Below are 26270 nucleotides of genomic sequence, written 5' to 3'. Positions count from 1 at the left end.
AGGGCACCGAGACGCGCCGCCAGCCGGCTATCTGCCCCGGAGTTGCGGGTCGTCCGGCTGGGGGCGGTCGAAGGTGGGCCGTGCGTCCTTCCAGTGGCCGCGGGTGAAGTCGGGCACCTTGACCGGGCGCAGCCGCTCGGTCTTCAGCGACTCGTGGCTGAGCGGGATCACCGAGCACCACGCCGCCGAGTCGTAGACGTCGATGTCGGGCGTCATGCCGAGCCGCATCAGCTGGACGAGGCGGAAGATGGAGACGAAGTCGCCGCCGCCGTGCCCGCCGTACTGGCCGGCCAGCCGTTCCAGCAAAGGCCACAGCCAGTGGTCGTGCTGCTTCAGAATGCCGGTGTACGCGCCGCCGGTCCGCCACGCGTGGTCGTGGTGGCCGAGCGACTCGAGGTAGACCCGGGCGTTGTCGAGCTCGATCGACCCCCTGGTCCCGGTGAGCGTGGTCTCCCTGGTGTACGGATGCGGTGAGTTCACGTCATGCTCGACCCGGATGAACCGGCCACCGGCGGTGGTGAGGAAGCAGGTGTGCCGGTCGCCCGAGATGTACGGCCTGTCCTGCCACGACGAGTGATCCGGGCCCACCCGGGAGTCCTCCTCGCGGAACAGGGCCAGCGCCTTGGGCAGGGACGCCACGGCGACCAGTTCGTCGAAGCGGTCGCCGCGGTTGATGCCCATGGACGCCGACACCGGCCCCAGGCCGTGCATGGGGTAGTGCAGGGCGTTCATCCGGGTCTGCCAGCGCCGCCGCCAGTGCTCGGGGTGGTAGGCGCCGCCGAACAGGTACGGCCAGCGCAGATCGTGCACATAGCCACCGGAACCGTGCTGCAGGTCGCCGAACAGCCCCGCCCGTACCATGTTGAACATCTGCAGTTCCGGCCGGAAGTAGTTGACGTTCTCCAGGAGCATGCAGTGCTTGCGGGTACGTTCCGAGGTGCGGACCAGGTTCCAGATCTCCTCCAGGTGCGGGGAGATCGGCAACTCGACGGCGACGTGCTTGCCGTGTTCCATGGCCGCCTTGGCCTGGCGGTAGTGCCACTCCCAGGGGGTGGCGATATAGATCAGGTCGATGTCGTCGCGCTGGACGAGCTTGAGGAAGTCCTCCTCGCCCGCCGAGTATCCGACCGGCTCGACGTCCTGGAAGCCCTGCTCCATGATGCGGGCGATGGTGCGGCTGACCCGTTCGGGCCGGATGTCGCACACGGCGGTGACCGTGGAGACGGCGGCGAACCGCAGATCCTGGCCGCCGCCCCGGTTGCCGAGCCCGATGAGCCCGGTCCGTACCTTCTCGAAACCCTCGAACGGCACGTTGACCATGCTCTTCTCGCGCGGGTCGCGAGCGGGTTCCCAGGCGGCGGCGGTGGTGGTGCCTGCGATGCCGGTGGCGGCGCCCAGGACGATGCCGGACTTCAGTAATCGGCGGCGGGAGGGGGTGTGAGGATGCGGAGGGGCCACGGCGATCACTCCCTGGAGCGTGGACAGTGACTTTTCCCCGATAGTGAGCAGTGTCAACTGTCCGGTGTCAGAGATCAAGGCGATCGCCGCGGCGGTACCGCCTTGTCCACGTCAGGGGACCGGGCGCGTGTCCAGGCCGTAGCTCAGGCGGTCGATCCACCATGGTCCGCAGCTGGCGATGCTCCACTGGCCGCTGTTCGTCGTCGTCCAGCCGCCGTCCCTGCGGCCGTTGACGCACTGGACCCACGCGCGGAACTGGTAGGCGGGACCGCTGGTGGCGCATCGGGCGGAGAACGAGTTCTGGCCGATGGCGTACTCACAGTCACCGGCTTGGGCCGATGCCGGGCTCAGCGCGCCCGACGCGACGGTGATGGCTCCCGCCGCGAGCGCGGTCGCGGCTAAGGCGCGCAGGGTTCTTCTCATACCCTCTCCTAGTACTGGTGGCGGATGGTTCCGCACGCCCCGACTCCGGGTCGTGCGGCAGAGGGAATTCTTAGGAAACTTTCCTAAGCGAAAGATACGTGCCTCTGGTGGCACGTCAACCCCGCGCGCCCGTCCGGCGACCCGGCGTCCGGGCGGGGCCGGGATCGCGGACGGCCCGCCGGCTGGGTGGGGTCAGGAGGCGCGGGTGCTGTGACCGCGGAAGGTGGTGACGATCTGGGCGAGGGTGATCTCGCTGAGGAGCCGGGTCTCGTGCTCGCGGATCTCGCTCCAGACGGCGGCGAGGGGCGCGGCCGCGCCGGGGAAGTGGTCCTGGTCCTGGTCGATGCCCTCGACGACCACGATGACGTCGGCCAGGGAGATCGTCTCGGGCGGGCGGGCCAGGCGGTAGCCGCCCTCAGGGCCGCGCATGCTGATCACGAGGCCGCCGCGGCGTAGCTGGAGCAGGATGTTGTCGCAGAACCGGCGGGGGATGTCCTGGCCGGTCGCGATGCGCCCGGCCGTCAGGGGTCCGTCGGCCGCGGCGAGGGTGACCATGGCTCGCAGGGCGTATTGGGTACGGGCGGAGGTGCGCGTCATGTGCCGCTCCGGTGATGGCTCGGCTTCACGAAAGGGGCTCCTTGGTGTCGGGGTGTCCTTGACGGGAGGTGCGGGCGGGTGGGGCGGCAGGGGTGGGACCGGACGGCCGCGGCACGCTCGTCTCCGGCGGCAGCGCAAAGCTCTCCACCGGCAGCGCGAAGCTCGTCTGCCAGCGGCAGCGCGAAGACCGCGCTCGGCGTGCCGAGCGCGGCCATCACGAAACCGGCCGGTACGGCCGGTGTCATCTCCGTCATCACCGCCCCCCGCGGCTTGTCCCCGATCGCGGGACCGCGCGTCGGGTGACGGCTCCGGTCCCGCGGTCCCGGCCGGTGACACGGCCGGGAAGCGTCGCTGGCATGATCAGGCGGGGCTCTTCTCCCCTTCTTCGGCCGCGCGCTGCCGCAGTTCGGCTTCGATGGCCTCGACGGACTCGTTCTCCTTGTCGCGCCGGTACTCGCGTACCGAGTAGACGATCGCGGCCACCCAGATCACGGCGATGACGAGGTAGGCGATGGCCTGTACGTTGCCGGGCGCGTCGATCCAGTCGCTGCGCAGCAGGGTACGCACGTTCGTCAGCACGATCACGCCACCCACGGCCGAGCCCAGGATGCGCGGCGGGATGTGCCGGACCAGCCAGGCGGCGATGGGTGCGGCGATCACGCCGCCGAGCAGCAGGACGCCGACCCAGGCGAAGTTGATGTTCTCCGAGCCGATGCCGATCAGGAAGCCGACGCTGGCCGCGATCGCGACCAGGAACTCGCTGGCGTCGATCGAGCCGATCACCTTGCGCGGCGGGATCCGGCCGCTGGCCAGAATGGCCGGCGTGCCGACCGGCCCCCAGCCGCCGCCCCCGGTCGCGTCCACGAACCCGGCGACCAGGCCGAGCGGTGCCAGGAAGCGCTTGCGCAGCGGCTTGCCCAGGTTGCCCTTCGGCAGCCCGAACGCGGTGAAGCGGACGATGATGTAAACGCCCAGGCTGAGCAGGATGATCGACATGATCGGCGCCGCGAGCTCGGTCGACAGGCTCGACAGGAACGTGGCCCCGGCGAAGGCGCCGATGGCGCCCGGGACGCCGATCTTGGCGACGACCTTCCAGTCGACGTTGTTGAACCGCCAGTGGGAGATGCCCGAGGCCAGCGTGGTGCCGATCTCGGCCAGGTGAACGGTCGCCGAGGCGGCGGCGGCGTTGGTGCCGATGGCCAGCAGCAGCGTGGTGGAGGTGACGCCGTAGGCCATGCCCAGGCTGCCGTCGACGAGCTGGGCCGCTAATCCCACCAGGCCGAGCAGGATGAGTGCGCGCACCACATCCCCTTTCCGGTAATTCCTACTAAACAAGTAGACATAATCGTGAATGTGGGGAGGGTGGACGTCAAGTCACGGTTCGGACACCGCCTGCCGAGGCAAAGAAACACCCCGGGCTCAGATGCCCCGGCCCGTTCGCGGAAACAGGGGGATGGAAGGAGCCGGCCACGAAGGAGCCCACCATGCGTGGAGTAGTGCTGCACGCCCCAGGCGACGTCCGCGTCGAACAGCGCCAGGACCCGGCGATCGTCGAGCCCACCGACGCGATCATCCGCCTGGCGGCGACCTGCGTCTGCGGCTCCGACCTCTGGCCGTACCGCGGCATCGCGAAGATGGACGGCCCCGCCCCGATGGGACACGAGTACGTCGGCGTCGTCGAAGAGGTCGGCAGTCAGGTGAGCACCGTCCGGCCGGGCCAGTTCGTCGTCGGCTCCTTCGTGGCAAGCGACAACACCTGCGAGATCTGCCGCTCGGGCTACCAGAGCGGGTGCGTCCAGCGGGTCATGATGGGCGCCGTCGGCACCCAGTCCGAGCTGGCGCGTATCCCGCTCGCCGACGGCACGCTCGTCGCCACCCCCGGCACGCCCGGCCCGGATCTGGTGCCGAGTCTGCTGGCCGCCTCCGACGTGCTGGGCACCGGCTGGTTCGGCGCCGCAGCCGCCCAGGCGGGCCCCGGCAAGACCGTGGCCGTCGTCGGTGACGGGGCCGTCGGGCTGTGCGCGGTGCTCGCGGCCAGGCAGCTCGGCGCCGAGCGCATCATCGCGATGAGCCGCCACGAGGCCCGGCAGAGGCTCGCGATGGAGTTCGGCGCCACCGACATCGTCACCGAACGCGGCGACGAGGGCGTGGCCCGGATCAAGGAACTCACCGGCGGGCTCGGCGCCCACAGTGTCGTCGAGGCCGTCGGCACCCAGGAATCCATGACGCAGGCCATCCGCTCCACCCGCCCCGGCGGTCACGTCGGATACGTCGGCGTCGCGCACGACGTCGCCCTGCCGGGCGACGAGTTGTTCTTCTCCCTCGTGCACCTGCACGGCGGTCCCGCGCCGGTACGCCAGTACCTTCCCGAGCTGATCGAGCTGATCTGCGACCGCCGGATCGACCCCGGCAAGGTCTTCGACCTGACCCTCCCTCTCGACCAGGCGGCCGAGGGCTACCGGGCCATGGACGAGCGCCGCGCCGTCAAGGTGCTGCTGCGGCCGTAACCCCCGTCCGCTTCAGGACAGGCGCAAGGGGTTCTTCCCGGACGGCCCGCGGCATACGTTGAGCTGACCCGCCGCCTTGGAACGGTCCCGCAGGCGGCGTCTCCTCCGAGGAAGGACCCGGCCATGGAGCCCTACCAGTTCTACGCGCCCATCCCCGCCTCCACCGCCTCGGCGCAGGCCATCAAGGACTGGTTCTACCGCAGGCGCACGCAGGTGTCGGCGCTGGCCGCGTCGTACACGCCGCACTCGGCCTTCAGCCAGGACGCGATGGAGGCGCTGGAGAAGAAGCTCAGGTCGATGGAGAGCTTCCTCGCCAACAAGGGCGCTCCGGCCACCGCCGTCGACGAGTTCGGGAAATGGCTCGCGAGCGACAGCGACTACGGGGCCTGGGACTACTACGTCGCCGACCAGCAGGCGAAGGACCTGGTCGAGAGCGACCGGCAGGCCCAGGCCATGAACGCGGCCGCGATCACCGACGCCAAGAACCGGGCCAGTGCCGGCGCGCTCGCGCTCAGCAGGCAGAACGCCGCCGGGATGATGTCGCTGGACAAGAAGAACGGCCGGGTCATCGCCGGGCTGGCCGTCGTCGGTGACGCCACGCAGCTCTACACCGGCATCAGCGGCAAGGACAAGCACGGCTTCCCCGACCACCCGCTCATCGCCCGGCTCCTGGAGGGCACCCACCAGGCGATGGACTGGCCGCAGGAGTCGTGCGCCGAGGTGGACGCGCTGAAGAGGTACCTGCACGGGCAGCCCGCGCCGGTCACCGCGCTCAACCAGATCCCGCGCAACACGCTGGTCTTCAACGCCTTGGTCTGGCACCCCGGCGGGAGCTGGGAGGGCAAGGTGACCTCGCAGCGCTGGCAGCCCAGGGCCGCCTGCGCCAACTGCGACCAGTGGCTCAGGAAGATCGGCGCCCTGCGCTCGTAGGCCGAGCATGTGCGAACATGTCCGGAATGTACGCCCGTTTCCTTGGTATCCCCGATCTGGTCGAAGCTCCGTCCGTGGCGGTCGTCGTCGACGTCATGCGGGCCTTCACCGTGGCCGCCTGGGCCTTCGCGCGGGGCGCTGAGAAGATCGTTCTTGCCGAGTCGCTCGACGACGCCCTGGCGCTCAAGGCCCGCCACCCGGACTGGGTGACGCTCAAGGACGGCCCGGCCGCACCCGGGTTCGACGCCGTCAACTCGCCGGGCCTGCTGCGGTCCGCCGACCTCGGCGGCCGGACCGTCGTGCAGAAGACCACGGCCGGGACGGTCGGCGCGCTCGCGGTCAAGGAGGCGTCGCTGGTGCTGTGCGCCAGTTTCGTCGTGGCGGAGGCGACGGCCCGGCTCCTGCGGACGCGCGCGGGCGACGGCGTCACGTTCGTGGTCACCGGCGAGGACGGGCGGGCCGACGAAGATCTGGCCTGCGCTCAGTACATCGCCCGGAGGGCCGACGAGGCCGGGGCGGACGCCGCCGAGTACCTGCGCCGTGCCGCCGGCTCGCGCGCCGCCGCCGAACTGGCGCAGGGGGTACGTGAGGGAGTTCATCCCGACGACGTCGCGCTCTGTCTCGAACTCGACCGGTTCCCCTTCGCCATGGTGGCGACCCTGGAGGACGCGCTCATGGTCCTGCGACCGGAACCCGGACTCAGATCATCCGCCGCAGCGCGGTCTCCACGGCGTCGATGAGCGCATCGCCTTCGGTGCCGGGGCGGCGGGCAAGGCCGAGTTCGACGTCCGGCAGCGCGGGCAAAGCGGCCGCGTCATGGCGGGCCATGGCCGGATCGAGGTTGGCGGGCATGAGCGCGGCGACCCCGAGCCCGGCACGCAGCGCGGCGAGAACTCCGGCCAGGCTGTTGCTCTCGAACGCCACCCGCCAGCGCCGCCCGCTGCCTTCCATCGCGTCCAGCACCGCCGTACGCCAGGCGCAGGTGTTGGAGAACAGCACCACCGGCAGCGGATCGGCGTCGACGGCGACGCCGTGCCCGACCGCCCAGACCAGCGGCAGGCGGACCGTCCAGCGCGGCGGCCAGGGCAGGTCCGGCACCTCGTCGAGCACGAGCTGGACGCGGCCGGTGTCGTAGGCTTGCCGCATCGCCGCGTCGGACAGAATGAGCACCTCCAGTGTCGCCTCGGGATGCAGCCGCGCCAGGTCGGCGAGCGCCTGCGGAAGGCGGGAGACGGCGAGATCCTCGAGGAGCCCCACGCCGCAGTGCCCGGTGAGCGCGCCTCCGGTTTCGGCCAGCGCCTGTGCCGACAGCGCGAGAATGCGCTCGGCGTACGGCAGGAGTTCCTCGCCGGTCCGGGTCGGCCACACGCCGGACGGCGCCCGGTGCAGCAGCGGACGGCCGACGACGCTCTCCAGCCTGCGCAACTGCTGGCTGAGCGCGGGCTGGGTGTTGCCGAGCGCCGCCGCCGCACGGCTGATGCTGCCGGCTCGCACGGCGGTGACGAACGTTCGCAGCAATGCGGTCTCAAGGTCGCGTGCCATAAGCGTTCATTATATCCGGCACAACGAATTAACGACTTCCTATAGCCGCACGGACGACCTACCGTCAGATCAATGACGAGATTTCGCCAGGTGCTCGCGGTGCGGGGGATGTCGCCGCTGCTGGGCGTCTCGCTGCTCGCTCGTACCGCGATCACGGCCGACGCGATGGCGCTGACGATGTACGTCGTGCTCGCCCTCGACATGAGCTACGCGGCGGCGGGTGGCGTGGTGGCGGCGCTCACCGCCGGTGTCGCGCTGGGCGGGCCGCTGCTGGGCCGGATGATCGACCGGCGGGGCCTGCGTGCCGTGCTGGTGGTCACGATCGTGCCGCAGATCGTCTTCTGGCTGACCGTGCCGATCATGCCGTACGTGATCTTGCTGGCCGCCTCCTTCGCCGCCGGGCTGCTGATGGTGCCGGTCCAGGCGGTCACCCGGCAGGCGGTCGCCGCGATGACGACCTCCGGGCAACGGCAGGCGGCGTTCGCGCTGGAGTCGGTGGTGGGCGAGCTGTCGTACGTGGTGGGCCCGGCGGTGGTGATCCTCTTCGCGGCGAGCATCTCCCCCGGCGTGGTGGCCTGGGGCCTGGGCGCCGTGATCGTCGCAGGGGGAGCGGGGATCGCCCTGCTCAACCCGCCGCTGCGGGCCGCGGACGAGGGGGAGGGCGAGGCGGCGGAACGGCCCCGGCGCCGGGAGTGGCTGGGAGCGCGCATGGTCGCCGTTCTGACGATGGGGTTCGGCGTCGCGATGCTGCTCAGCGGCGTCGACCTGGCCATCGTCGCCACTCTTGAGGAAACCGGTCAGCTCTCGTGGGCGGCCGTGGTGGTCGCAGTGCTCGGGGTGACCTCCGTCGTGGGCGGTCTGGTGTACGGAGCGCTGCCGCGGCCGATGCCCACCTGGCTGCTGCTCGGCCTGCTCGGGCTGGTGACGATTCCGGCCGGTCTCGCCCACGATTGGCGGTGGCTGTGTGTGGCCGTGATCGGCGCCGGGCTGCTCACCGCGCCGACCCTCTCCACGGTCTCCGACGCGGTGAGCCGGCTGGCGCCGGTCGGCGTGCGGGGCGAGGCGACCGGCCTGCAGGCCTCGGCCGCGAGCGCGGGCTTCGCACTCGGCGCCCCGGTCGTGGGGACGGCGATCGACGCGTCGGCGCCCGCGGGCGGCTTCGTGGCCGCGGGCCTGGCCGGCCTGCTCGCCGCTCTGACGGGCTACCTGCTCTCCCGCCGGTCACCCGCCAAGGCGACGTACACACGCGTACCGGCCGGAAAGTGAGCCGGCTAGATTATCGCGGCGCCGAGCCCGGCCAGTGTGGGCAGGGAGCGGAGACACGGTCATGTCGTCCAGGATGCCATTCACGCCGGCCGGGCAGGCCGGTCCGGCTCTTCCTCGCCGGCGGGTCTGGCAGGGTGAGGAGCCGTTCTCCGCGATCGCCTGGTAGGCCACGAGTACCTAGGGGATTTCGGATGAAATACCGGAATCGGTGCGATGACCGCCCCCACGGCCGCAGGCAAGATCGCGAACATGAGACGCACCTCGGCCGTCCTGCTCTTAGCCGGCTTACTGGCCCTGCCCGCTCCCGCCCAGGCAGCCGCCACCGGACGGGCGCTCACCGGCACCGAACTCGCCCAGATCAGCCCCCTGCGCTACCACGAGACCATCGCGGACCGCGACGACGTCGCCGCCAGGTTCCCCGTGGTCAAGACGACCCTGAACGACCTCCTGGCCCCCGGCGGCCATACGGCCAGGCCGCTCTGCCACGGCGCGGCCTGGAACAACGGGACCAACCTGCAGCCGAACATCGCCTCCACCGGCTACTGCTGGGACACGACCGACACCACCACCGCCAACTGGTACCCCCAGGGCATCACCGGCAGCGGCGACGCCATGAACGGCTCGGTGAACTACCCGCCGTGCCCCGGCTGTCCCGGCAAGAAGATCACCGCGGTGAGCTGGCGCAACGGGACATTCCCCGCGAACGCGGTCCCGCGCTGGCAGGCCAACCAGTTGGCCAGGGTGACCTTCACCGGCTTCTCCGGCGCGACGGCGGAGAACTACCGGCACGCCCTGCTCGTCGAGCCCGACGGCTCGGCCGAGGGGTTCCGTGAGATCAACAGCCACGCCGACGGCCTCACGTGGTACGGCAACAAGCTGTTCCTGTTCGCCGGAGGCGACCCGGCCGGCCGGGTCGTCCGCGTCTTCGACCTCACCCAGTTCTGGCGGATGAACTCCACCTCCTCCGGCAACGTCGGCTGCGTGAGCGGGGTCTGCTCCGCGGCCTGGTCGGGCTTCGCGCTGCCGCAGATCGGCTACTACCGGTTCCGGGACGCGGGCGGCTGCGCCGGAGTCACGGGGCCGCGGCCCTGCTTCAGCGGGGTCTCCCTCGACCGGTCGGGCGCCGACAGCCTGATCACGGTGGAGCACGTGCAGGCCGCCTCGGGACGCGTCGTCCGCTGGCCGCTCGACTCCGTCACCGCCCGGCTCGAGGAGGGCGCCGACGGCCTGGTCCGGCCCCGGGAGGCCTGGTTCAGTCCGGTGTGGGACATGCAGGGCGCGGTGTTCTCCGATGACATGGGCGTCATGGAAGGACTGTGCCCGAACGGCTATCCAGCGGTCTCCTACATGCCGCACGTCACCGTGGGCGGGGTGTCCCAGTCGATCGTCAACGCCGGCGGCACGCAGTACCGCAAATCATGCCTGCACCAAGTGATCATCTCGGCCGACCGATCGCGGATCACCACCAGCTATCTGACCACCGCGCCGGGCAACGCGCAGAACCTGTCCTTCTGGCCGGCCAGCAACGAACTGTGGCTGGTCAACGAGTACCGCGGTGACACCACCGGCTCCTACGGCAGCAACCGGCAAGTGCTGTCGCTCACCTGCGTCAACCTCGTGTGCTGACTCTGGGCCTGTCCGCGCCGCTCGCGTAAGCGTACGGTGACAGAACGCCTCGGGAACACTTGAGCCCGCAGGCGCGCTAGGGACCCGGGCTGCACGGCCCTGGGCGTCGAAGGGGCCTACCCGCCCCTCGGTGATTGGCGGGTGGGCCCTTCTCGCAGCGCGAAACTTCGCCTCTGGTTTCGGCGCGGCTTCTGCGGGAGAGTAGGCCGAGATCGGCCTACGAGGAGGCGGGCAGTGCGGCTCGGATTCAGTATCGGCACTCTCGGTCCCGTGGCGGCCGGTCATGATGCCCAGTTGGCTCTGGTCCGTGAGGCGGAGCGGCTCGGCTACGACTCGGCGTGGGCCTCGGAGGGCTATGGGGTCGATCCGGCGACCACCCTGGCCTGGCTGGCGGCCGGTACCGAGCGGATCGGGCTGGGCACCGGCGTGATTCAGGTGACGGGGCGTACCGCGATCTCGGCGGCCATGACGGCGACCACGGTCGACCGGGTGTCGGGCGGGCGGTTCCTGCTCGGGCTCGGCGCGTCGGGGCCGCAGGTGGCCGAGGGGTGGCACGGGCAGAGGTACGCGCGCCCGCTGGCCCACTTACGTGACTACGTGGCCGTGGTACGCAAGGCGCTGGACGGACGGCCGGTCGAGCACGCCGGGCCGGAGATCGTGCTGCCGTTGCCGGACAGCCGGGGCAAGGCGCTGAGCATGACCGTCTCGCCCGCGCGGCAGCCGTTGCCCATCCATCTGGCGGCCATGGGGCCCAAGGCGGTGGAACTGGCCGGGGAGATCGCCGACGGATGGTTACCGATCCATTTCCCGCCCGAGCACCTCGCCGAGACGATGACGCACCTGCGGTCCGGGGCGGCCCGCGCCGGACGGGACGTGGCCGGGGTGGAGGTCTCGCCGATGGTCATGGCCATGGTGGACGACGACGCCGACTACGCCCGTGACCTGATCCGGCCGATGCTGGCGGTGTACCTGGGCGGGATGGGCACGCGGGGGGTCAACTTCTACAACCGGCTCGCCCATCGCCTCGGGTTCGGCTCGGCGGCGGGGCGGGTGCGGGACGCCTACTTCGACGGCGACCTGGGCGAGGCGATGGAGGAGGTCCCCGATGATCTCATCGACACCCTGGCCTTGTGCGGTACGCCCGAGCGGGTACGCGAGCGGCTGGCCGCCTACCGCAAGGCGGGCGCCACCCGGGTGATCGTCGGCCTGAACGCGCCCACCGTGGACGACCGCGCCGAGCAACTCGGCTGGCTGGCCGAACTCAACACGTGACCGGTCTCGACACCTGACCGGTCTCGACTCCTGGCCAGACCCGACGCGTGACCGGGCGGGCGCGGGTTCGCGACGGAGCCCGCGCCCGGCCGGGGTCAGGCCGTGGCCGGTGCCTGGGGGAGTTCGCGCATCCGGGGGATCGGCGACAGCGCCAGTACGATCATCGGCACGACCGCGCCGATGATCGCCGCCACCAGCACCACCGGCCGCATCCCCACGGACTGGCCGAGGAACCCGGCCACCAGCGCGCCCAGCGGCGCGGGCACCAGCCCCATCGCCCAGATGGTGGCGATGACCCGCCCCATGAGCTCCCGGGGCGTGGCCGACTGCAGCACCGTGATGTTGTTGACCACGAACACCTGCGTGCACAACCCGACCAGCAACTGTGAGAACGCCAGCATCGCGATCGCCAGCCACACCGGCCCACCGGCCAGCGGCACCAGGATCAGCGCGCTGTTGCCGATCACCGTGGACCAGAACATGGTGGGCCCAGGCCCCGCCCCCTTCATGAGCCGCACCGACAGCCACGCGCCGGCGATCGCCCCGACCCCGCCGACGGCCAGCACGCCCCCGACCCATCCCGCGGGCACCCCGGCGCCGTCGATGACGTACGGGATGTAGAGCGTCTGCAGGATGCCGATGTCGAAGAAGGAGTAGACCGCGCTGGCGATGGCCAGCGGGCGGACGACCGGGTGGCTCATCACCCAGCCGAACCCCGCGCGGATGGCCGCGATCATGCTGCCGCCCTCGTCGGGCGCCGGCGGGTCCTCGCGCTTGCGGATGGAGATCAGGCAGAGCGCCGACAGGACGTAACTGATCGCGTCCACCAGGATGACCAGCGGCGCCGAGCGGATCCCGATGAGGACCCCGGCCAGGCTGGGCCCGACCGCCTTGGAGATCGAGTCGCTGAGCTGCAGCTTGCTGTTGCCGTCACCGAGGTGCTCGGGGGACACCAGCACCGGCAGGTACGACCGGTAGGCGATCTCGAAGAGCACCCCGAACACGCCCATCACGAGCACGACCACGTACAGCCACCACAGCGTCAGCATGTCCATGACGAACAGCAGCGGCACGGTGGCCAGCATGAGCGCGCGGATGACGTCGCTCCAGATGAGCACGGGACGGCGCCGCATCCGGTCCACCCAGACGCCCACGACGAAGAACAGCACCATGGGCAGCCTGGCCAGCGCGCCGAGCACCCCCATCTCGGCGACGGAGGCGTGCAGCCACAGGTACGCGACGATCGGCATGGCGAGCACGGTCACCTGGGAGCCGACCAGTGACAGGCTCTCGCCGCTCCACAGCTTGAGGAAGTCGCGGTTCTTCCACAGCGTCGTGGGCGGCTCAGTCGTGGGGGGTGATGCCATGGTCGATGCTGCTCCTCAATTCGGCGGCCGCGAGGGCGACCCGGGGCTCGTACATGACGGTGAAACGCTCGCCGTGGATCGGCGAGATGCGCAGGCGGCCGGTGACGACGTTGCTCCATCCCATGTCGTCGGGCGGGACGCCCTCGGCGGCGGGCGAGAACAGCAGGACGTCCCCGTCGTAGGGGGCGTGCCGGAAGTGGCCGACGGCGTGCGCGTTGGCACGGAAGACGTCGACGAAACGGCGGGCCTGGCGCAGGTCGGCGGTGTCGGGCTGCAGGGTGTCGGCGCGGGCGGCGGCGTCGATCACGGCCAGCAGCCGCTCGTCCGGGCTCATCCGGTGCAGGTCGTCGAGGTCGACCTGGACCTTGCCGCCGGCGAGGGCGTGGGTGAGCAGGACGGCGTCGTCCTCAAGAGAGGCGCGCAGCACCGGCTCGTCGGCGTCGGAGTAGAACAGGACGAGCAGCGGCACCTCCTCGCCCATCTCCCGCAGGCGGCGGGCGGTCTCCAGGGCGATGTTGCCGCCGATGCAGTACCCGCCCAGCACGTACGGGCCATGCGGCCGCAGCTTGAGCACGTGGGCGGTGTAGTCGTCGACCATCTCCGCCAGAGTCGCGTGCGGCTCCTCGCCGGGGGCGAGACCGGCCGCCTGGATGGCGTAGACGGGCTGGTCGGCGCCGAGGTGGCGGGTCAGCGGCAGGTAGCGGAAGACCTGGCCGCCCAGTGCGTGGAACAGGAAGATCGGGTCGCGTTCGCCGGTGGGCCGCAGCGGCACGATCCGTTCCGGGGCGCCGTCGTTGTCCTGGGGACGGCGCAGCTCGACGGCGAGCTGGGCGACGGTCGGCGCGGTGAGCACGGTCGACAGCGGCACGTCGCGGCCCAGTTCCTTGCGCAGCCGCATGGTCAGGCGCAGCGCCAGCAGCGAGTGGCCGCCGAGGGCGAAGAAGTCGTCGTGCACGCCGACGTCGTCGACGCCGAGCGTCTCCTCCCACAGCGTGCCCAGCTTGGCCTCGAACGGGTCGCGCGGCGGCATGTACGGCGCGCGCCCGGCCTCACCCGGCTCCGGCAGAGCGGCGCGGTCGAGCTTGCCGTTGGCGGTGACGGGCAGCGCGTCCAGGCGTACCCAGGTGGCCGGGACCATGTGCTCGGGCAGCTTCTCGCGCAGTGCCGGGCTGAGATCGGGCAGGTCGTCGCCCTCGGGGACGACGTAGCCGACCAGCCGTTCGCCGCGCAGCACGACGACGGCGGCGCGTACCGCGGGATCGGCGGCCAGCAGCGCCTCGATCTCGCCGAGCTCCACCCGCTGGCCGCGGATCTTGACCTGGAAGTCGGTCCTGCCGAGGTACTGGACCTCGCCGGTGGGCAGCCAGCGGGCCACGTCGCCGGTGCGGTAGAGGCGGGCGCCGGGCGGGCCGTACGGGTCGGGGACGAACCGTTCGGCGGTGAGCTCCGGCCGGCCGACGTACCCGCGGGCGAGCTGGACGCCGCCCAGGCACAGCTCGCCCGGGGTGCCGACGGGGACCCGGTGGCCGTCGGCGCCGAGGACCTCCAGGCGGGTGTTGGCGACGGGACGGCCGATGGGCACCAGCCGTTCGCCCGGCTCGCAGGGATGCCAGGTGACGTCGACGGCCGCTTCTGTGGGGCCGTACAGGTTGTGCAGCTCGGTCCGGGGCAGGCGCTCGTGGCAGCGGGCGGCGAGTTCGGCGCCGAGCGCCTCGCCGGAGCAGATGAGACGGCGCAGCGCGGGCAGGCGGGGCTCGTCGAGGAACAGCTCCAGCATGGACGGCACGAAATGCATGGTGGTGACGTCGAAGGCGGCCAGGCGGGCGCTGTCGCGCTGCGCGCCGGGCTCGGCGACCACCAGTCCGGCGCCGGCCATGAGCGGCCAGAACAGTTCCCACACCGACACGTCGAACGACAGCGGCGTCTTGTGCAGCACCCGCTCGTCCGCGCCCAGCCCGAACGCCTCCTGCATCCACTGCAGCCGGTTGACGATCGCCCGGTGGGAGACGCCGACCCCCTTGGGCCGGCCCGTGGAGCCGGAGGTGAAGATCACGTACGCCAGCGCGTCGGGATGTACGCGCGGAGGCGCGCAGGTGAGGGCGGGGGCGGGCCCGCCGAGCGGGAGGGCGACGCCGTCCGGCAGCGACGACGCTCCCGCCGGACCGGTCAGCACCGTGCGCGCCCGCGCGTCCTCGATCATGTACGCCAGCCGCTCCGGCGGCAGATCGGGCTCCAGCGGCAGATAGGCGGCCCCGGCGCCGAGCACACCGAGCAGCGCGGGCAGCAGGTCGGGCCCGCGTTCGAGGCAGACTCCGACGACGTCGCCCGGCCGCGTACCGGCGGCCAGCAGCCGGGCCGTCACCGCGCCCGCCCGCCCGGCCAGCTCACCGTAGGTGATCCACGTTCCGTCGTAGCAGACGGCGGGCGCGCCGGGCGTGCGCGCTGCCTGCTCCCCGATCAGCTCGTGCAGCACCCCGCCCGGGTACGGCCGCGCCGTGCCGTTCCACCCGCCGATCGCGGCGGCGTCGAGGGAGAGGTAGGGATCGGCGGCCCGCGGATCGGCGGCGGGGTCGGCGGCCTGGCCCAGCGCGATGAGGTAGAACTCACCGATCCGCCCGATCTGCTCGGCTCCGAACTGGGCCCGGTCATAGGTGAGGGTCAGGTCGAACCCGCCGTGCTCACGCGAGCGGCTGAACGCGGCGGCGAACGGCACGTCGGTCTGCTCGAAGAACTCCTGGCCGACGATCTCGATCCCGGGCAGCTCGCGGTAGACGTGGAAGTCGCGGAAGTCGAACAGCACGTCCAGCAGCGGGGAACGGCCCGCCGCCCGCTGGATCTCGAACAGCGGGTACCGCCGGTGCGGTAGCAGCGCCACCTCCGCGTCGAACACCCCGCGCGCCAGCGCCGCCCAGGTCGGGGCGTTCACGTCCAGGCGCAGCGGCACGGTGTTGAGGAACAGGCCGAGGACCTCCTCGCCGGCCTCGCTCTCCGGGCGGCTGTGGGTGACCAGGCCGGTCATCACCTCGTTCTCGCCGGTGAGCAGGGCGAGCACGCGCAGGTGGGCGGCGAGCAGCAGGGTGCGCAACGGCACCGCCAGCTCCCTGGCCGCCGCGCCGAGCCGTTCCAGCAACTCCGCCGCCAGCGGCAGCCGCAGTTCCTCCGCGCCGGGCTCGCCGTGCTCGCCGGGCAGGCGGGGCAGCCGGGTGTCGGGGGCGTCGGCCACCTGGGCGTGCCAGAAGTCGCGCGTCCCGGGCGCGGCCACCGCGGCGCGCTCGGCGGCCACCAGCTCACGGAAGGCCGCGGCGGGCGGGGTGAGCGGCAGCCGTTCACCGCTCAGCTGTCCGTGGTAGCGCTGGAGCAGCTCGGTGACCAGGGACGCCACGCTCCACCCGTCGAGGATGGCGTGGTGGAAGCTCAGGCTGAACGCGAACAGCTCACCGGGCAGCACGTGCACGTGCGCGCGGGCCAGCGGCGGCGCGGCCCAGTCGAACGGCCGCCGCTTCTCCGCCTCCGACCACGCGGCCAGCCGCTCGGCGGCCCCCGGATCGCCGGACAGGTCCGTCACCTCCAGCGGCAGCGTGGCCGTACGGTGCACGAGCTGCAACGGCTCGCTGAACCCGCTCACGTCGATCGAGGTGCGCAGGACGGGATGCCGGGCGGTCACCTCGGCCAGCGCCCCCTCGAACGCCCCGGCGTCGAACCGGCCGCGCAAGGTGATCGTGGTCAGGTCGTGGTAGGTGGCCGCATCCGGCTCGTACGCGCTGTGGTAGAGCATGCCCGCCTGCAGCGCGGCCAGAGGATAGGCGTCCTCCAGGCCGCGTGCGGCTCCCGTCGTCACGGTCATCGCGCCTCGCCTTCCAGCAGTCGTGCCAGGTCCTCGGGATTGAGCAGGCCGAACGGCGTCTCGGGCGCCTCGGGTGGTTCGGCCGCCGGTGCGGTTGGGAGCCGTCCGGCCAGATCTCTGACGGTCTGGTGGAGGAAGAGCTGCTCCAGCCGGATCGCGTAACCGGCCTCGCGCAGGCGGGATACCACCTTGAGGCTGCGGATGGAGTCTCCGCCGACGGCGAAGAAGTTGTCGTGGGCCGAGACCCGCTCCAGCCCGAGCACTCCCTGCCAGGCGGCGGCGACGGCCAGCTCGGCCGGCCCCTCCGGCTCGGCGTGCGCGGCGGTCTCGGGTGCCCGAGGGTCGGGCAGGGCGTTCCTGTCGAGCTTGCCGCTGCGGTTGAGCGGCAGCTCGCCGAGCACGGTCCAGGTCCTGGGGATCATGTGATCGGGCAGGGTGTCGCGCAGCATGCGCTCCCAGCCGCCCGTCGCCCCTTCCGCGGCGGGGACCACGTATCCGGCCAGGCGCAGCCCGGCGCCGTCCTCGATGGCGCGCACGGCCGCGGCGCGCACGCCGGGCAGGGCCGCCAGGGCCGCCTCGATCTCGCCCGGTTCGACCCGCATGCCGCGGATCTTGACCTGGTGGTCGGACCTGCCCAGGTACTCGATCTCGCCGTCGGGGCGCCAGCGGGCCAGGTCGCCGGTGTCGTAGAGGCGGCCGCCCGGGGGACCGTACGGGTCGGGGACGAAGCGCTCGGCGGTCAGCGCGGGACGGGCCGCGTACCCCCGGGCGAGTTGCACGCCGCCGATCCACAGCGCGCCCGGGACGCCGACGGGCACGCGGTTCATGCGGGCGTCGAGGATCTCCAGCCGGGTGTTGGCCACCGGCCGCCCGATCGGGATCGTGCCCTCGCCCGCGGCGCACACGTGCCACGACACGTCCACCGCCGCCTCGGTCGGCCCGTACAGGTTGTGCAGGCCCGCCGCGGGCAGCGCGGCGGCGAAGCGGGCGGCCAGGTCGGCGCCGAGCGCCTCCCCCGAGCACACCACGGTACGCAGCGCGCCCAGCCGCGCCCCCAGCTCGGGCTCGGCCAGGAAGAAATCAAGCATCGACGGTACGAAATGCACGGTCGTGACCGACTCGCCCGCCATCAGCGCGGCCAGGTGGGCGGGGTCGGCCTGCCCGCCGGGCCGCGCGACGACCAGTCCCGCCCCGGTCAGCAACGGCCAGAACAGTTCCCACACCGACACGTCGAACGAGAAGGGCGTCTTGTGCAGCACCCGGTCGTCTCCGGTCAGCCGGAAGGCGTCCTGCATCCAGTCCAGCCGGTTCACGATCGCCCGGTGCGAGATCCCGACGCCCTTGGGCCGGCCGGTGGAACCGGAGGTGAAGAGCACGTACGCGAGCGAGTCCGGGTGCGGCCGGATCCCGAGCGGCCCGCCGTCCTCGGCGGCGACGGCCCCGGCGTCGCGGTCGAGCAGCACCGTCGCGACGCCGCCGGGGCCGGTGAAACCTTCGACGGAGACGGCCAGCCGGGCGCCGGCGTCGGCCATCATGCCCGCCAGGCGCTCGGCCGGATGGTCGGGCTCCAGCGGCAGGTACGCCGCCCCGGTCGCGACGACCGCGTGCACGGCGACGACCAGGTCCGCCCCCCGCTCCAGGCACACCCCGACGACCTGGCCCGGCCCGGCCCCGAGCGCGAGCAGCCGCCTGGCCAGGCGGTTCACCCGGCCGGTGAACTCGGCGTAGGTGAGCCAGGCCCGGGTCCCGTCCGGGGCCTCGTAACCCAGCGCGGGCGCGTGCGGCGTACGGGCCGCCTGCGCGGCCACCAGCTCCGGCAGCGTGCCGTCCGCGACGGGCGTGACCGTGTCGTTGGCCCGGTGGATGGTGTCCAGCTCGGCCGGGGTGAGCACGGGCAGATCGGCGACCGGCCGCTCCGGCTCGGCCACCGCGGCCGCCAGGAGCGCGCGGAAGTGGTCGGCGAAGCGCTCCATCCGGTCGTGCTCGAACAGGTCCGTCGCGTAGTGCAGCACCCCGGTGAGCCGGTCGCCGCCCTCCTCGATCACCAGGTGCAGGTCCGCCTGCGTCACCCCCGGATCGACGTTCAGGGTGCTCAGGGCCAGGCCCGCCACGTCCGGCGGCGCCGGAGGCACGTTCTGGTAGGCCAGCATCACCTGGAACAGCGGGTTGCGGGCCAGGTCACGGTCCTGGGCCAATTCCTGCACCAGCACCTCGAACGGCAGCTCGGCGTGCTCGTGCCCGTCCAGGACACGTTCGCGGGTGCGCGCGAGCAGTTCGGCGAAGCTCGGCTCGCCGGACAGGTCGCCGCGCAGCACGAGCGTGTTCAGGAACAGCCCGGCCATCTCCTCCACATCCGGGTGCGCGCGGCCGGAGACCGGGGTGCCGACCGGGATGTCGGCTCGTCCGGTGTAGCGGGCCAGCACCGCCTGCAGCGCGGCCAGCAGCACCATGAACGGCGTCGCCTGCCGTTCCAGCGCGAGCGCGTGCACCGCCGCCGTCGTCGCGGCGTCGATCGGGAACGTCAGCCGCCGCCCGGCCATGCTCGCCGGCCCCTGACGGTGCCGGTCGGCGGGCAGGTCCAGGGTGGCGGGCAGATCGGCGAGCGTGTCCTTCCAGTACGCCAGGTCGCCGGCCCGCCCGGAGACCCGCGCCCGATGCCAGGCGGCGAAGTCCCGGTAGCCGGCCCGGAGCGCGGGCAGCTCGGCCGGGGCGCCGGTGACGCGTGCCCGGTAAAGCTCCATCAGGTCGCGCAGCAGGATCGACAGGCTCCACCGGTCGGTGACGACGTGGTGCAGGGTGAGGTACAGCTCGTGCTCGGCCGGGCCGCGCCGTACCAATGCGGCCCGCGCCAGCGGACCTTCGGCCAGGTCGAAGCGGTGACGCGCCTCCTCCAGCCCCACGCCGGGACCCTCCCGCACGGTCAGCCGCGGCCGGTGGGCGCCCTCGCGCAGGCAGGGTTCGCCGTCGTCGGCCACGATGACCAGGCGCAGGGCCTCGTGCCTGGCCACCAGGTCGTCGAAGGCGGCGCTCAGCGCGGCCACGTCCAGCGGGCCGGTCAGGCGTTCGGCCCAGGCGACGTTGTAGGCGGGGTTGCCCGGGTCGAGCTGGTCGAGGAACCACAGGCGGGCCTGCGCGTGGGAGGGCCGCACGACGGCCTGCCCGGCGAGGGGGAGGCCCCCGGTGGTGGCGCCGCCGCCGGGGATGAGCGGGGCCAGGCCCGCGATGGTCGGGGTCGCGAAGCAGCGGCGCAACGTCACGTCGGCGCCGTGGGCCTCCCTGAGCCTGACCACCAGGCGCATGGCCAGCAGGGAGTGGCCGCCCAGGGTGAAGAAGTCGTCCTCCACGCCGAAGTCGTCGCGTTCGAGCAGCTCGCTCCAGAGGGCGTGCAGGACGTGTTCCGCGGGGGTGCGTGGCGGGACGAACGCGGTGGTGGTGGTGCTGGTCTGGGGTGGGGGGAGGGCGGCGCGGTTGAGTTTGCCGCTGGGCAGGACGGGGAGGTCGGTGACGGTGACGAAGGCGGTGGGGATCATGGCGTCTGGGAGGCGGGTGCGCAGGTGTGCGCGGAGTTCGGTTTCGTCGGTGGTGCCGATGGTGTAGGCGACGAGGCCGCGTCCGCCGGGGGCGTCGTCGCGGACGGCTACGACGGCTCGCCGTACGGTGGGATGTTCGCCGAGGACGGCGGCGACCTCGTCGAGCTCGATCCGCACACCGCGGACCTTGACCTGATCGTCGAGACGGCCGAGGCATTCGAGGGTGCCGTCGGGGCACCAGCGGGCCAGGTCGCCGGTGCGGTAGAGGCGGCCGCCCGGCGGGCCGAAGGGGTCGGGGACGAAGCGTTCCGCGGTGCGGGCCGCCAGGCCGTGGTAGCCGCGGGTCACCCCTGCTCCGCCGAGCAGGAGTTCGCCCGGCACGCCCACCGGGACCGGACGCAGGTACTCGTCCACCACGTAGGTCGTGGTGTTGGCGACCGGGCGGCCGATCGAGCCGCCCCTGCCGTCGGTGACGTGGAGCCTGGTGGACCACACGGTGGTCTCGGTCGGGCCGTACAGGTCCCACAGCTCGTCTGTGACGGTGAGCAGGCGTACGGCCAGCGGGCCGGGAAGCGCCTCGCCCGAGCTGACCACCCGCGGGACCCGGTGGCCCAGCGCGGGCAGCAACCCCTCCAGCACGGACGGAGTGGCCTGCACGGTGTGCAGGTCGCCGCTGCGGAGGAGTTCGTGGACGTCCTCGATCGCGGTGACCGAGCCGACGACGACCGTGCCGCCGCTGACCAGCGGGCCGAAGATCTCGGCCATCGAGATGTCGAACGACACCGACGTCAGGAACAGATAACGCGCGCCGGGCGCCAGGCCGGGGCGTTCGCGCAGGTCGCAGAGCAGGCTGAGCAGACCCCTGTGCGGCACCACCACGCCCTTGGGCCGGCCGGTGGAGCCGGAGGTGTAGATCAGGTACGCGCACTGGTCCGGATGGAACGCGGGCTCCGCCACGGCGGCGGCCTTCCCGACACCCTCGTCGAGCAGGAGCACGCGTGCGTCAGCCGGCAGGTTGTCCCTGAGCGAGGTGACGGTGACCGTCAGGGCGGCGCCGGAGTCGTCGATGATCTGCCTCAGCCGTCCGGGCGGGTAGCCGGGATCCATGGGGACGAAGCTGCCGCCGGACTTGAGCACGCCCAGCAGCGCCACCACCACGTCCGGATGCCGGGGCAGGAAGACGGCGACCCTGTCCTCGCGGCCGACGCCGAGCGCGCGCAGTTCCGCGGCCAGGTCGTCCGCGCGTGACTCCAGCTCGGCGTAGGTCAGCGACGTGCCGTCCGGGCCCTCGACCGCGGTGGCCTCGGGGGTGCGGGCGGCCTGCTCGGCGACCAGGTGGTGGATGCCGCCTTCCGGGTACGGCCGCGCGGTCTCGTTCCAGGCCCGCAGGGTGTTCCCGAGCTCGGTCGCGTCCATGAGCGGCAGCTCCGACAGCCGCAGACCGGGATCGGCGACCGCCGCGCCCAGCAGCGTGCGCAGATGCGAGGTCAGGCGCAGCGCCCGGTCCTCGTCGAACAGGTCGGTGGCGTAGTCGAGCACGCACACCAGTGACCCGTCCGCGCGCTCCTCCACGATGAAGTCCAGATCGAACATGGCGGTGCCGGAGCGCACGCCCAGCCGTTCCAGGCGCAGCCCGCGCGGACCGCCGGGCGGCGCCTGCGGCACGTTCTGGTAGGCGAGCATCACCTGGAAGAACGGGTTGCGGGACAGGTCCCGGCCGCTGGAAAGCTCCTCCACCAGCGTCTCGAACGGCACCCCCGCATGCTCGAACGCGGCCAGCGTCCGCTCCTTGGTCCGCCGCACCAGCTCGGCGAAGTCCGGGTCGCCGGACAGGTCGCCGCGCAGCACCACCGTGTTCAGGAACAGCCCGACGGTCTGGTCCAGGGAGGGATGCGGCCGGGCCGACATCGGCGTGCCGATCGGGATGTCGGCCCGGCCGGTGTAGCGGGCGAGCAGCGCCTGCAGCGCGGCGACGAGGACCATGAACGGGGTGGCACGCTGCCCGGCGGCCAGCTCGCGCAACCCGGTGACCAGGGTGTCGTCCAGCTCGAACACCAGGCGGCGGCCCCGGTTCGACTGCATGGGCGGGCGCGGCCGGTCGGCCGGCAGGTCGAGCACGTCGGGCAGGTCGTCGAGGGCCTTGCGCCAGTAGTCCAGGTCGCCTTCCCCGGACGGCCGGCCCTGCTGCCAGGCCACGTAGCCGGCGTACTCCACCGGCCGCTCGGGCATCGGTTCGCCGGAGTAGAGCCGGAAGAGGTCGCCGAACAGGATCTCCACCGACCAGCGGTCGGCCAGGATGTGATGCAGGGTCAGGTACAGACGGTGCTCCCCGGGCGCCACGCGCACCAGGCGGGCCCTGGTCAGCGGCCCGGTGCTCAGGTCGAAGGCGAAACGGGCCTCCTCGCGGGCGACGGCGTCGGCCTCCTCGGCCGGCATCGTCTCGATGCTCAACGCGGGGCGGAGGTGGCCGGGGGCCTGGCGGGGCTCGCCGTCGCGGGTCTCGATCACGTGGCCGAGGATCGGGTGCCGGTCCACGAGCGCGTCGAACGCCTTGGCCAGCGCGGCGGCGTCCAGGTCGCCCTCGATCCGGTACGCCCACGACAAGGTGTAGGCGGGGTTGCCCGGGTCGAGCTGGTCGACGACCCAGAGGCGGCGCTGGGCGGCCGACAGGGCCCCGGTGTCCGAGGCCGGGATGGGCGGGATGGACGCCGTCCCCTTGTCCGCGGCCCGGGTGCGGGCGAGGCGGGCCTCCAGCGCGGCGCGTTGTTCCGGGCTGAGCCTGGCCAGCCGCGCGCGTACCCCGTTCCCGTCGCTCACTGCTCCTCCTCCAGGAGTTCCAGCAGGTCGGCATCCGTGAGTCCCTCTTCGAGCACCGCGAGCGCCTGCTCCTCGACGGTCGTGGCGTCGAAGCAGCGCCGCAGCGGCAGCTCCACGCCGAACTCCTCGTCGATGCGGCCGATGAGGCGGACCACCAGCAACGAGTGGCCGCCCAGGGTGAAGAAGTCGTCGGTCATCCCGACGCGCTCCCGGCCGAGCAGTTCGGCCCAGATCTTGGCGATGCTCTCCTCCATCGGGGTGCGTGGCGGGACGAACGCTGTGGTGGTGGTGCTGGTCTGGGGTGGGGGGAGGGCGGCGCGGTTGAGTTTGCCGCTGGGCAGGACGGGGAGGTCGGTGACGGTGACGAAGGCGGTGGGGATCATGGCGTCTGGGAGGCGGGTGCGCAGGTGTGCGCGGAGTTCGGTTTCGTCGGTGGTGCCGATGGTGTAGGCGACGAGGCCGCGTCCGCCGGGGGCGTCGTCGCGGACGGCTACGACGGCTCGCCGTACGGTGGGATGTTCGCCGAGGACGGCGGCGACCTCGTCGAGCTCGATCCGCACACCGCGGACCTTGACCTGATCGTCGAGACGGCCGAGGCATTCGAGGGTGCCGTCGGGGCACCAGCGGGCCAGGTCGCCCGTGCGGTAGAGACGGCCGCCCGGCGCCCCGAAGGGGTCCGGGACGAAGCGCTCTGCGGTCAGCGCGGCCCGGCCGTGATAGCCCCGGGTCACCCCGGCGCCGCCCAGCAGCAGCTCGCCCGGCACGCCCACCGGGACCGGACGCAGGTCGCGGTCGACCACGTACGCGGTCGTGTTCGCCACCGGCGCGCCGATGAGCATCGTGGCGGGGGAGTGCGGCACCCGGTACGCCGTCGACCAGATCGTCGTCTCCGTGGGCCCGTAGAAGTTCCACAGCTCGTCGGTGACCGTGAGCAGGCGGGCCGCCAGGTCGAGGGGCAGCGGCTCGCCGCCGAGGATCACGCGGGGCAGCCCGGATGGCAGCTGCTCCACCGCCACGCTCGCCACCGACGGCGTGAGCTGGACCAGGTCCGCGTCCTCGGCGGCCCGGCGCAGCTCCTTGGGCGTGCGGGCGGCGTCCTCGGGAGCGATCACGAGCGTCCCGCCGGACAGCAGTGGCGTGAAGATCTCCAGCGCCGCGATGTCGAACGAGAGCGAGGTCATGTACAGCGCGCTGCCCCCGCCCAGCCGCCGGATCACGTCGGTGACCAGGTTGACCACGCCGCGATGCGGCACCTGCACGCCTTTGGGGCGGCCGGTGGAGCCGGAGGTGTAGATGGTGTACGCCAGAGAGTCCGGCCGCACCGCCGGCAGCGGCCGGGCGCTCCCTGAGACCTGGTCGAGCAGCAGCTCCGGGGGACGCTCCGCCGGCAGCCGGTCGAGGTGGGCGGAGTCCGTGAGCAGCAGGGCGGCGCCGGAGTCGGCCAGCAGGTACGCCAGCCGCTCCGCCGGGTAGGCCGCGTCCAGCGGCACGTAACACGCGCCCGCCCGCAGCACTGCCAGCAGCGCGACGATCTGCGGCACGCCACGCGGCAGGCACAGCGCCACCCGCGACTCGGCCCGCACACCTTCGGCGACCAGCCGCCCGGCCAGCGCCTCCGTGCGGGCGTCGAGCTCGGCGTAGGTGAGCTCCTCGCCGTCCGGCGCGCGCACCGCCACCGCGCCGGGCGTACGCGCCGCCTGCTCGCCGACGAGCTCGTGCAGGGTCTTGTCCGGGTACGGCGCGGCGGTGTCGTTCCACCCGGTCAGCAGTTCCGTCCGCTGGGCCGGCGTCATCAGCGGCAGCTCCGACAGCCGCGTACCGGGGTCGGCGGCGGCCGCCTCGAGGATCAGCCGGTAGGCGCCGGCCAGGCGCTCGATCGTGCCGGCGTCGAACAGGTCGGTGCTGTACTCGAAGTAGACGCCGGCGCCGCCGGCCGTCCTGACGATGTCCAGGTTCAGGTCCAGCTGGGCGGTGCCGTTGGGGAACTGCCCGCGCGCGCTCATCGGCAGCAGGTTGAAGCCCACCTGGTAGAGCGGTGTGCGGCTGGTGTCGCGGACCGGCTGGAGCGCCTCGACCAGCCGGTCGAACGGCACCTCGGCGTGGTCCAGCGCGTCCAGGACGGTCTCGCGCACCCGGTCCAGCAGCGCGCCGAACGACGGGTCCCCGCTCAGGTCGCTGCGCAGCACCAGGGTGTTGATGAACACGCCGAGCACCGGCTCGAACTCCGGCAGGTCGCGCCCGACCACCGGCGTGCCCACCGCCACGTCCTCCTGGCCGGCGTACCGGGAGAGCAGGGCCTTCAGCGCGGCCAGCAGCACCATGAACAGGGTCGCGCCGCGCCGCATGGCCAGCGCTTCGAGCTCGTCCACCAGGGCGGCGGGCAGCACCAGGTGGTGCTCTGCCCCGGCGTGCCCGCGCACCGGCGGCCTGGGCCGGTCGGCCGGCAGCCCGAGATCGGCGGGCAGCCCGGCCAGCCGGTCCCGCCAGTGACCGAGCTGGGCGGCGAGCACCCCCTGGCCGAGGTGCTCGCGCTGCCAGGCGGCGTAGTCGGCGTACTGGATGGGCAGGTCACGCAGCCGCGCCGGGCGGCCCTCGTCGAGGGCCGCGTACAGCTCCCGGATCTCCTCGCCGAGGATGGTTCCCGAGCGGGCGTCGAACACGGCGTGGTGGAACACGGAGATCAGCCGTTGCTCCCCGCCCGGCATCAGCACCAGGTGCGAGCGCCACAACGGCGCCCGATCCAGCGCGAACGGCTGCCGCGCCGTCGCCACCGCCAGCGCCCCGAACTCCCGCTCGGCCTCCTCCGGCGGCAGCTCGCGCAGATCGGTACGGGGCAGAGTGACCGGCATGTCGACCTGGACGATCTGGACGAGGCTCCCGTCCTCGATCGCCAGGGCGGTGCGCAGCGCCTCGTGCCGCTGGACCAGCTCGCCCAGGATCCGCTCGCAGCGGTCCGGGTCGGTCCGCTCGGGCAGCTTCATCATGGCGTTGATGTGGTACGTGGGCGCGCCGGGATCGAGCTGGGCCAGGAACCACAACCGTTCCTGGGCGAACGAGGCGGGGAAAACGTACGTGCCGGTCACCTGGGCCG

15 protein-coding genes are annotated in these 26270 nt (G+C 72.4%); 6 read left to right on the top strand and 9 right to left on the bottom strand.

Features of this window, described 5'->3' with window-relative positions; genetic code table 11:
* Positions 1-27 precede the first annotated feature (27 nt).
* From ACFWY5_RS15145 to ACFWY5_RS15130, 4 genes are all read right to left on the bottom strand, one after another.
* Positions 28-1458 (bottom strand): Gfo/Idh/MocA family protein, encoded by a 1431-nt coding sequence (locus ACFWY5_RS15145; RefSeq protein ID WP_379632344.1) that lies wholly within the window; start codon positions 1456-1458, stop codon positions 28-30.
* Between the two features lie 111 nt (positions 1459-1569).
* Entirely contained in the window at positions 1570-1881 is a 312-nt protein-coding gene (locus ACFWY5_RS15140) for a hypothetical protein (protein ID WP_379624443.1), read from the bottom strand.
* 192 nt (positions 1882-2073) lie between these two features.
* Complete coding sequence (locus tag ACFWY5_RS15135) at positions 2074-2478, bottom strand: RrF2 family transcriptional regulator (RefSeq protein WP_379632342.1); 405 nt, start codon at positions 2476-2478, stop codon at positions 2074-2076.
* Between the two features lie 360 nt (positions 2479-2838).
* Positions 2839-3780 (bottom strand): sulfite exporter TauE/SafE family protein, encoded by a 942-nt coding sequence (locus ACFWY5_RS15130; protein WP_379632340.1) that lies wholly within the window; start codon positions 3778-3780, stop codon positions 2839-2841.
* 182 nt (positions 3781-3962) lie between these two features.
* Here ACFWY5_RS15130 and ACFWY5_RS15125 point away from each other — a divergent pair, with 182 nt between their 5' ends.
* From ACFWY5_RS15125 to ACFWY5_RS15115, 3 genes are all read left to right on the top strand, one after another.
* Entirely contained in the window at positions 3963-4985 is a 1023-nt protein-coding gene (locus ACFWY5_RS15125; protein ID WP_379632338.1) for a zinc-dependent alcohol dehydrogenase family protein, read from the top strand.
* 123 nt (positions 4986-5108) lie between these two features.
* On the top strand, positions 5109-5915 hold the full coding sequence (locus tag ACFWY5_RS15120; RefSeq protein ID WP_379612746.1) for a hypothetical protein: 807 nt from the start codon (positions 5109-5111) through the stop codon (positions 5913-5915).
* Between the two features lie 17 nt (positions 5916-5932).
* Complete coding sequence (locus ACFWY5_RS15115; protein WP_379632336.1) at positions 5933-6655, top strand: 2-phosphosulfolactate phosphatase; 723 nt, start codon at positions 5933-5935, stop codon at positions 6653-6655.
* Here ACFWY5_RS15115 and ACFWY5_RS15110 read toward each other — a convergent pair.
* A complete protein-coding gene (locus ACFWY5_RS15110; protein ID WP_379612744.1) occupies positions 6615-7457 on the bottom strand; it encodes a LysR family transcriptional regulator in 843 nt (280 codons plus the stop codon). The two genes, ACFWY5_RS15115 and ACFWY5_RS15110, sit on opposite strands and share 41 nt — an antisense overlap.
* Positions 7458-7529: 72 nt before the next feature.
* Between ACFWY5_RS15110 and ACFWY5_RS15105 the strand changes: the two genes are divergently transcribed.
* From ACFWY5_RS15105 to ACFWY5_RS15095, 3 genes are all read left to right on the top strand, one after another.
* Positions 7530-8723, top strand: a complete 1194-nt coding sequence (locus tag ACFWY5_RS15105; protein ID WP_379632334.1) for an MFS transporter — start codon at positions 7530-7532, stop codon at positions 8721-8723.
* A gap of 249 nt (positions 8724-8972) precedes the next feature.
* Positions 8973-10349: a hypothetical protein gene (locus tag ACFWY5_RS15100; RefSeq protein WP_379632332.1), complete on the top strand. Its 1377-nt coding sequence runs from the start codon at positions 8973-8975 to the stop codon at positions 10347-10349.
* 294 nt (positions 10350-10643) lie between these two features.
* Entirely contained in the window at positions 10644-11621 is a 978-nt protein-coding gene (locus tag ACFWY5_RS15095; RefSeq protein WP_379632331.1) for an LLM class flavin-dependent oxidoreductase, read from the top strand.
* Positions 11622-11716: 95 nt separating this feature from the next.
* Here the strand turns inward: ACFWY5_RS15095 and ACFWY5_RS15090 are convergent, their stop codons facing one another.
* The 4 genes from ACFWY5_RS15090 to ACFWY5_RS15075 are packed head-to-tail and all read right to left on the bottom strand — an operon-like array spanning position 11717 to position 26262.
* Complete coding sequence (locus ACFWY5_RS15090) at positions 11717-12988, bottom strand: MFS transporter (protein WP_379632329.1); 1272 nt, start codon at positions 12986-12988, stop codon at positions 11717-11719.
* A complete protein-coding gene (locus ACFWY5_RS15085) occupies positions 12966-16832 on the bottom strand; it encodes an amino acid adenylation domain-containing protein (protein WP_379632327.1) in 3867 nt (1288 codons plus the stop codon). Before ACFWY5_RS15085 ends, ACFWY5_RS15090 begins: the two co-directional genes overlap by 23 nt.
* Positions 16829-23179, bottom strand: coding sequence for an amino acid adenylation domain-containing protein (locus ACFWY5_RS15080; protein ID WP_379632324.1), 6351 nt, complete (start codon positions 23177-23179; stop codon positions 16829-16831). Before ACFWY5_RS15080 ends, ACFWY5_RS15085 begins: the two co-directional genes overlap by 4 nt.
* Positions 23176-26262 (bottom strand): amino acid adenylation domain-containing protein, encoded by a 3087-nt coding sequence (locus ACFWY5_RS15075; protein WP_379632322.1) that lies wholly within the window; start codon positions 26260-26262, stop codon positions 23176-23178. The genes ACFWY5_RS15080 and ACFWY5_RS15075 overlap by 4 nt, the downstream gene beginning before the upstream one ends.
* Positions 26263-26270: the final 8 nt, after the last annotated feature.

It is taken from the genome of Nonomuraea sp. NPDC059007 (assembly GCF_042740555.1).
In the GTDB taxonomy this organism is placed as follows: Bacteria; Actinomycetota; Actinomycetes; order Streptosporangiales; family Streptosporangiaceae; genus Nonomuraea.
This window is presented reverse-complemented; position numbering and strand designations above follow the sequence as displayed.

Bases quoted from the DNA above. Each gene is read 5' to 3' on its own strand.
- ACFWY5_RS15140 (WP_379624443.1), bottom strand. From the start codon at position 1,881: ATGAGAAGAACCCTGCGCGCCTTAGCCGCGACCGCGCTCGCGGCGGGA.
- ACFWY5_RS15135 (WP_379632342.1), bottom strand. From the start codon at position 2,478: ATGACGCGCACCTCCGCCCGTACCCAATACGCCCTGCGAGCCATGGTC.
- ACFWY5_RS15125 (WP_379632338.1), top strand. From the start codon at position 3,963: ATGCGTGGAGTAGTGCTGCACGCCCCAGGCGACGTCCGCGTCGAACAG.
- ACFWY5_RS15120 (WP_379612746.1), top strand. From the start codon at position 5,109: ATGGAGCCCTACCAGTTCTACGCGCCCATCCCCGCCTCCACCGCCTCG.
- ACFWY5_RS15115 (WP_379632336.1), top strand. From the start codon at position 5,933: ATGTCCGGAATGTACGCCCGTTTCCTTGGTATCCCCGATCTGGTCGAA.
- ACFWY5_RS15110 (WP_379612744.1), bottom strand. From the start codon at position 7,457: ATGGCACGCGACCTTGAGACCGCATTGCTGCGAACGTTCGTCACCGCC.
- ACFWY5_RS15105 (WP_379632334.1), top strand. From the start codon at position 7,530: ATGACGAGATTTCGCCAGGTGCTCGCGGTGCGGGGGATGTCGCCGCTG.
- ACFWY5_RS15100 (WP_379632332.1), top strand. From the start codon at position 8,973: ATGAGACGCACCTCGGCCGTCCTGCTCTTAGCCGGCTTACTGGCCCTG.
- ACFWY5_RS15090 (WP_379632329.1), bottom strand. From the start codon at position 12,988: ATGGCATCACCCCCCACGACTGAGCCGCCCACGACGCTGTGGAAGAAC.
- ACFWY5_RS15085 (WP_379632327.1), bottom strand. From the start codon at position 16,832: ATGACCGTGACGACGGGAGCCGCACGCGGCCTGGAGGACGCCTATCCT.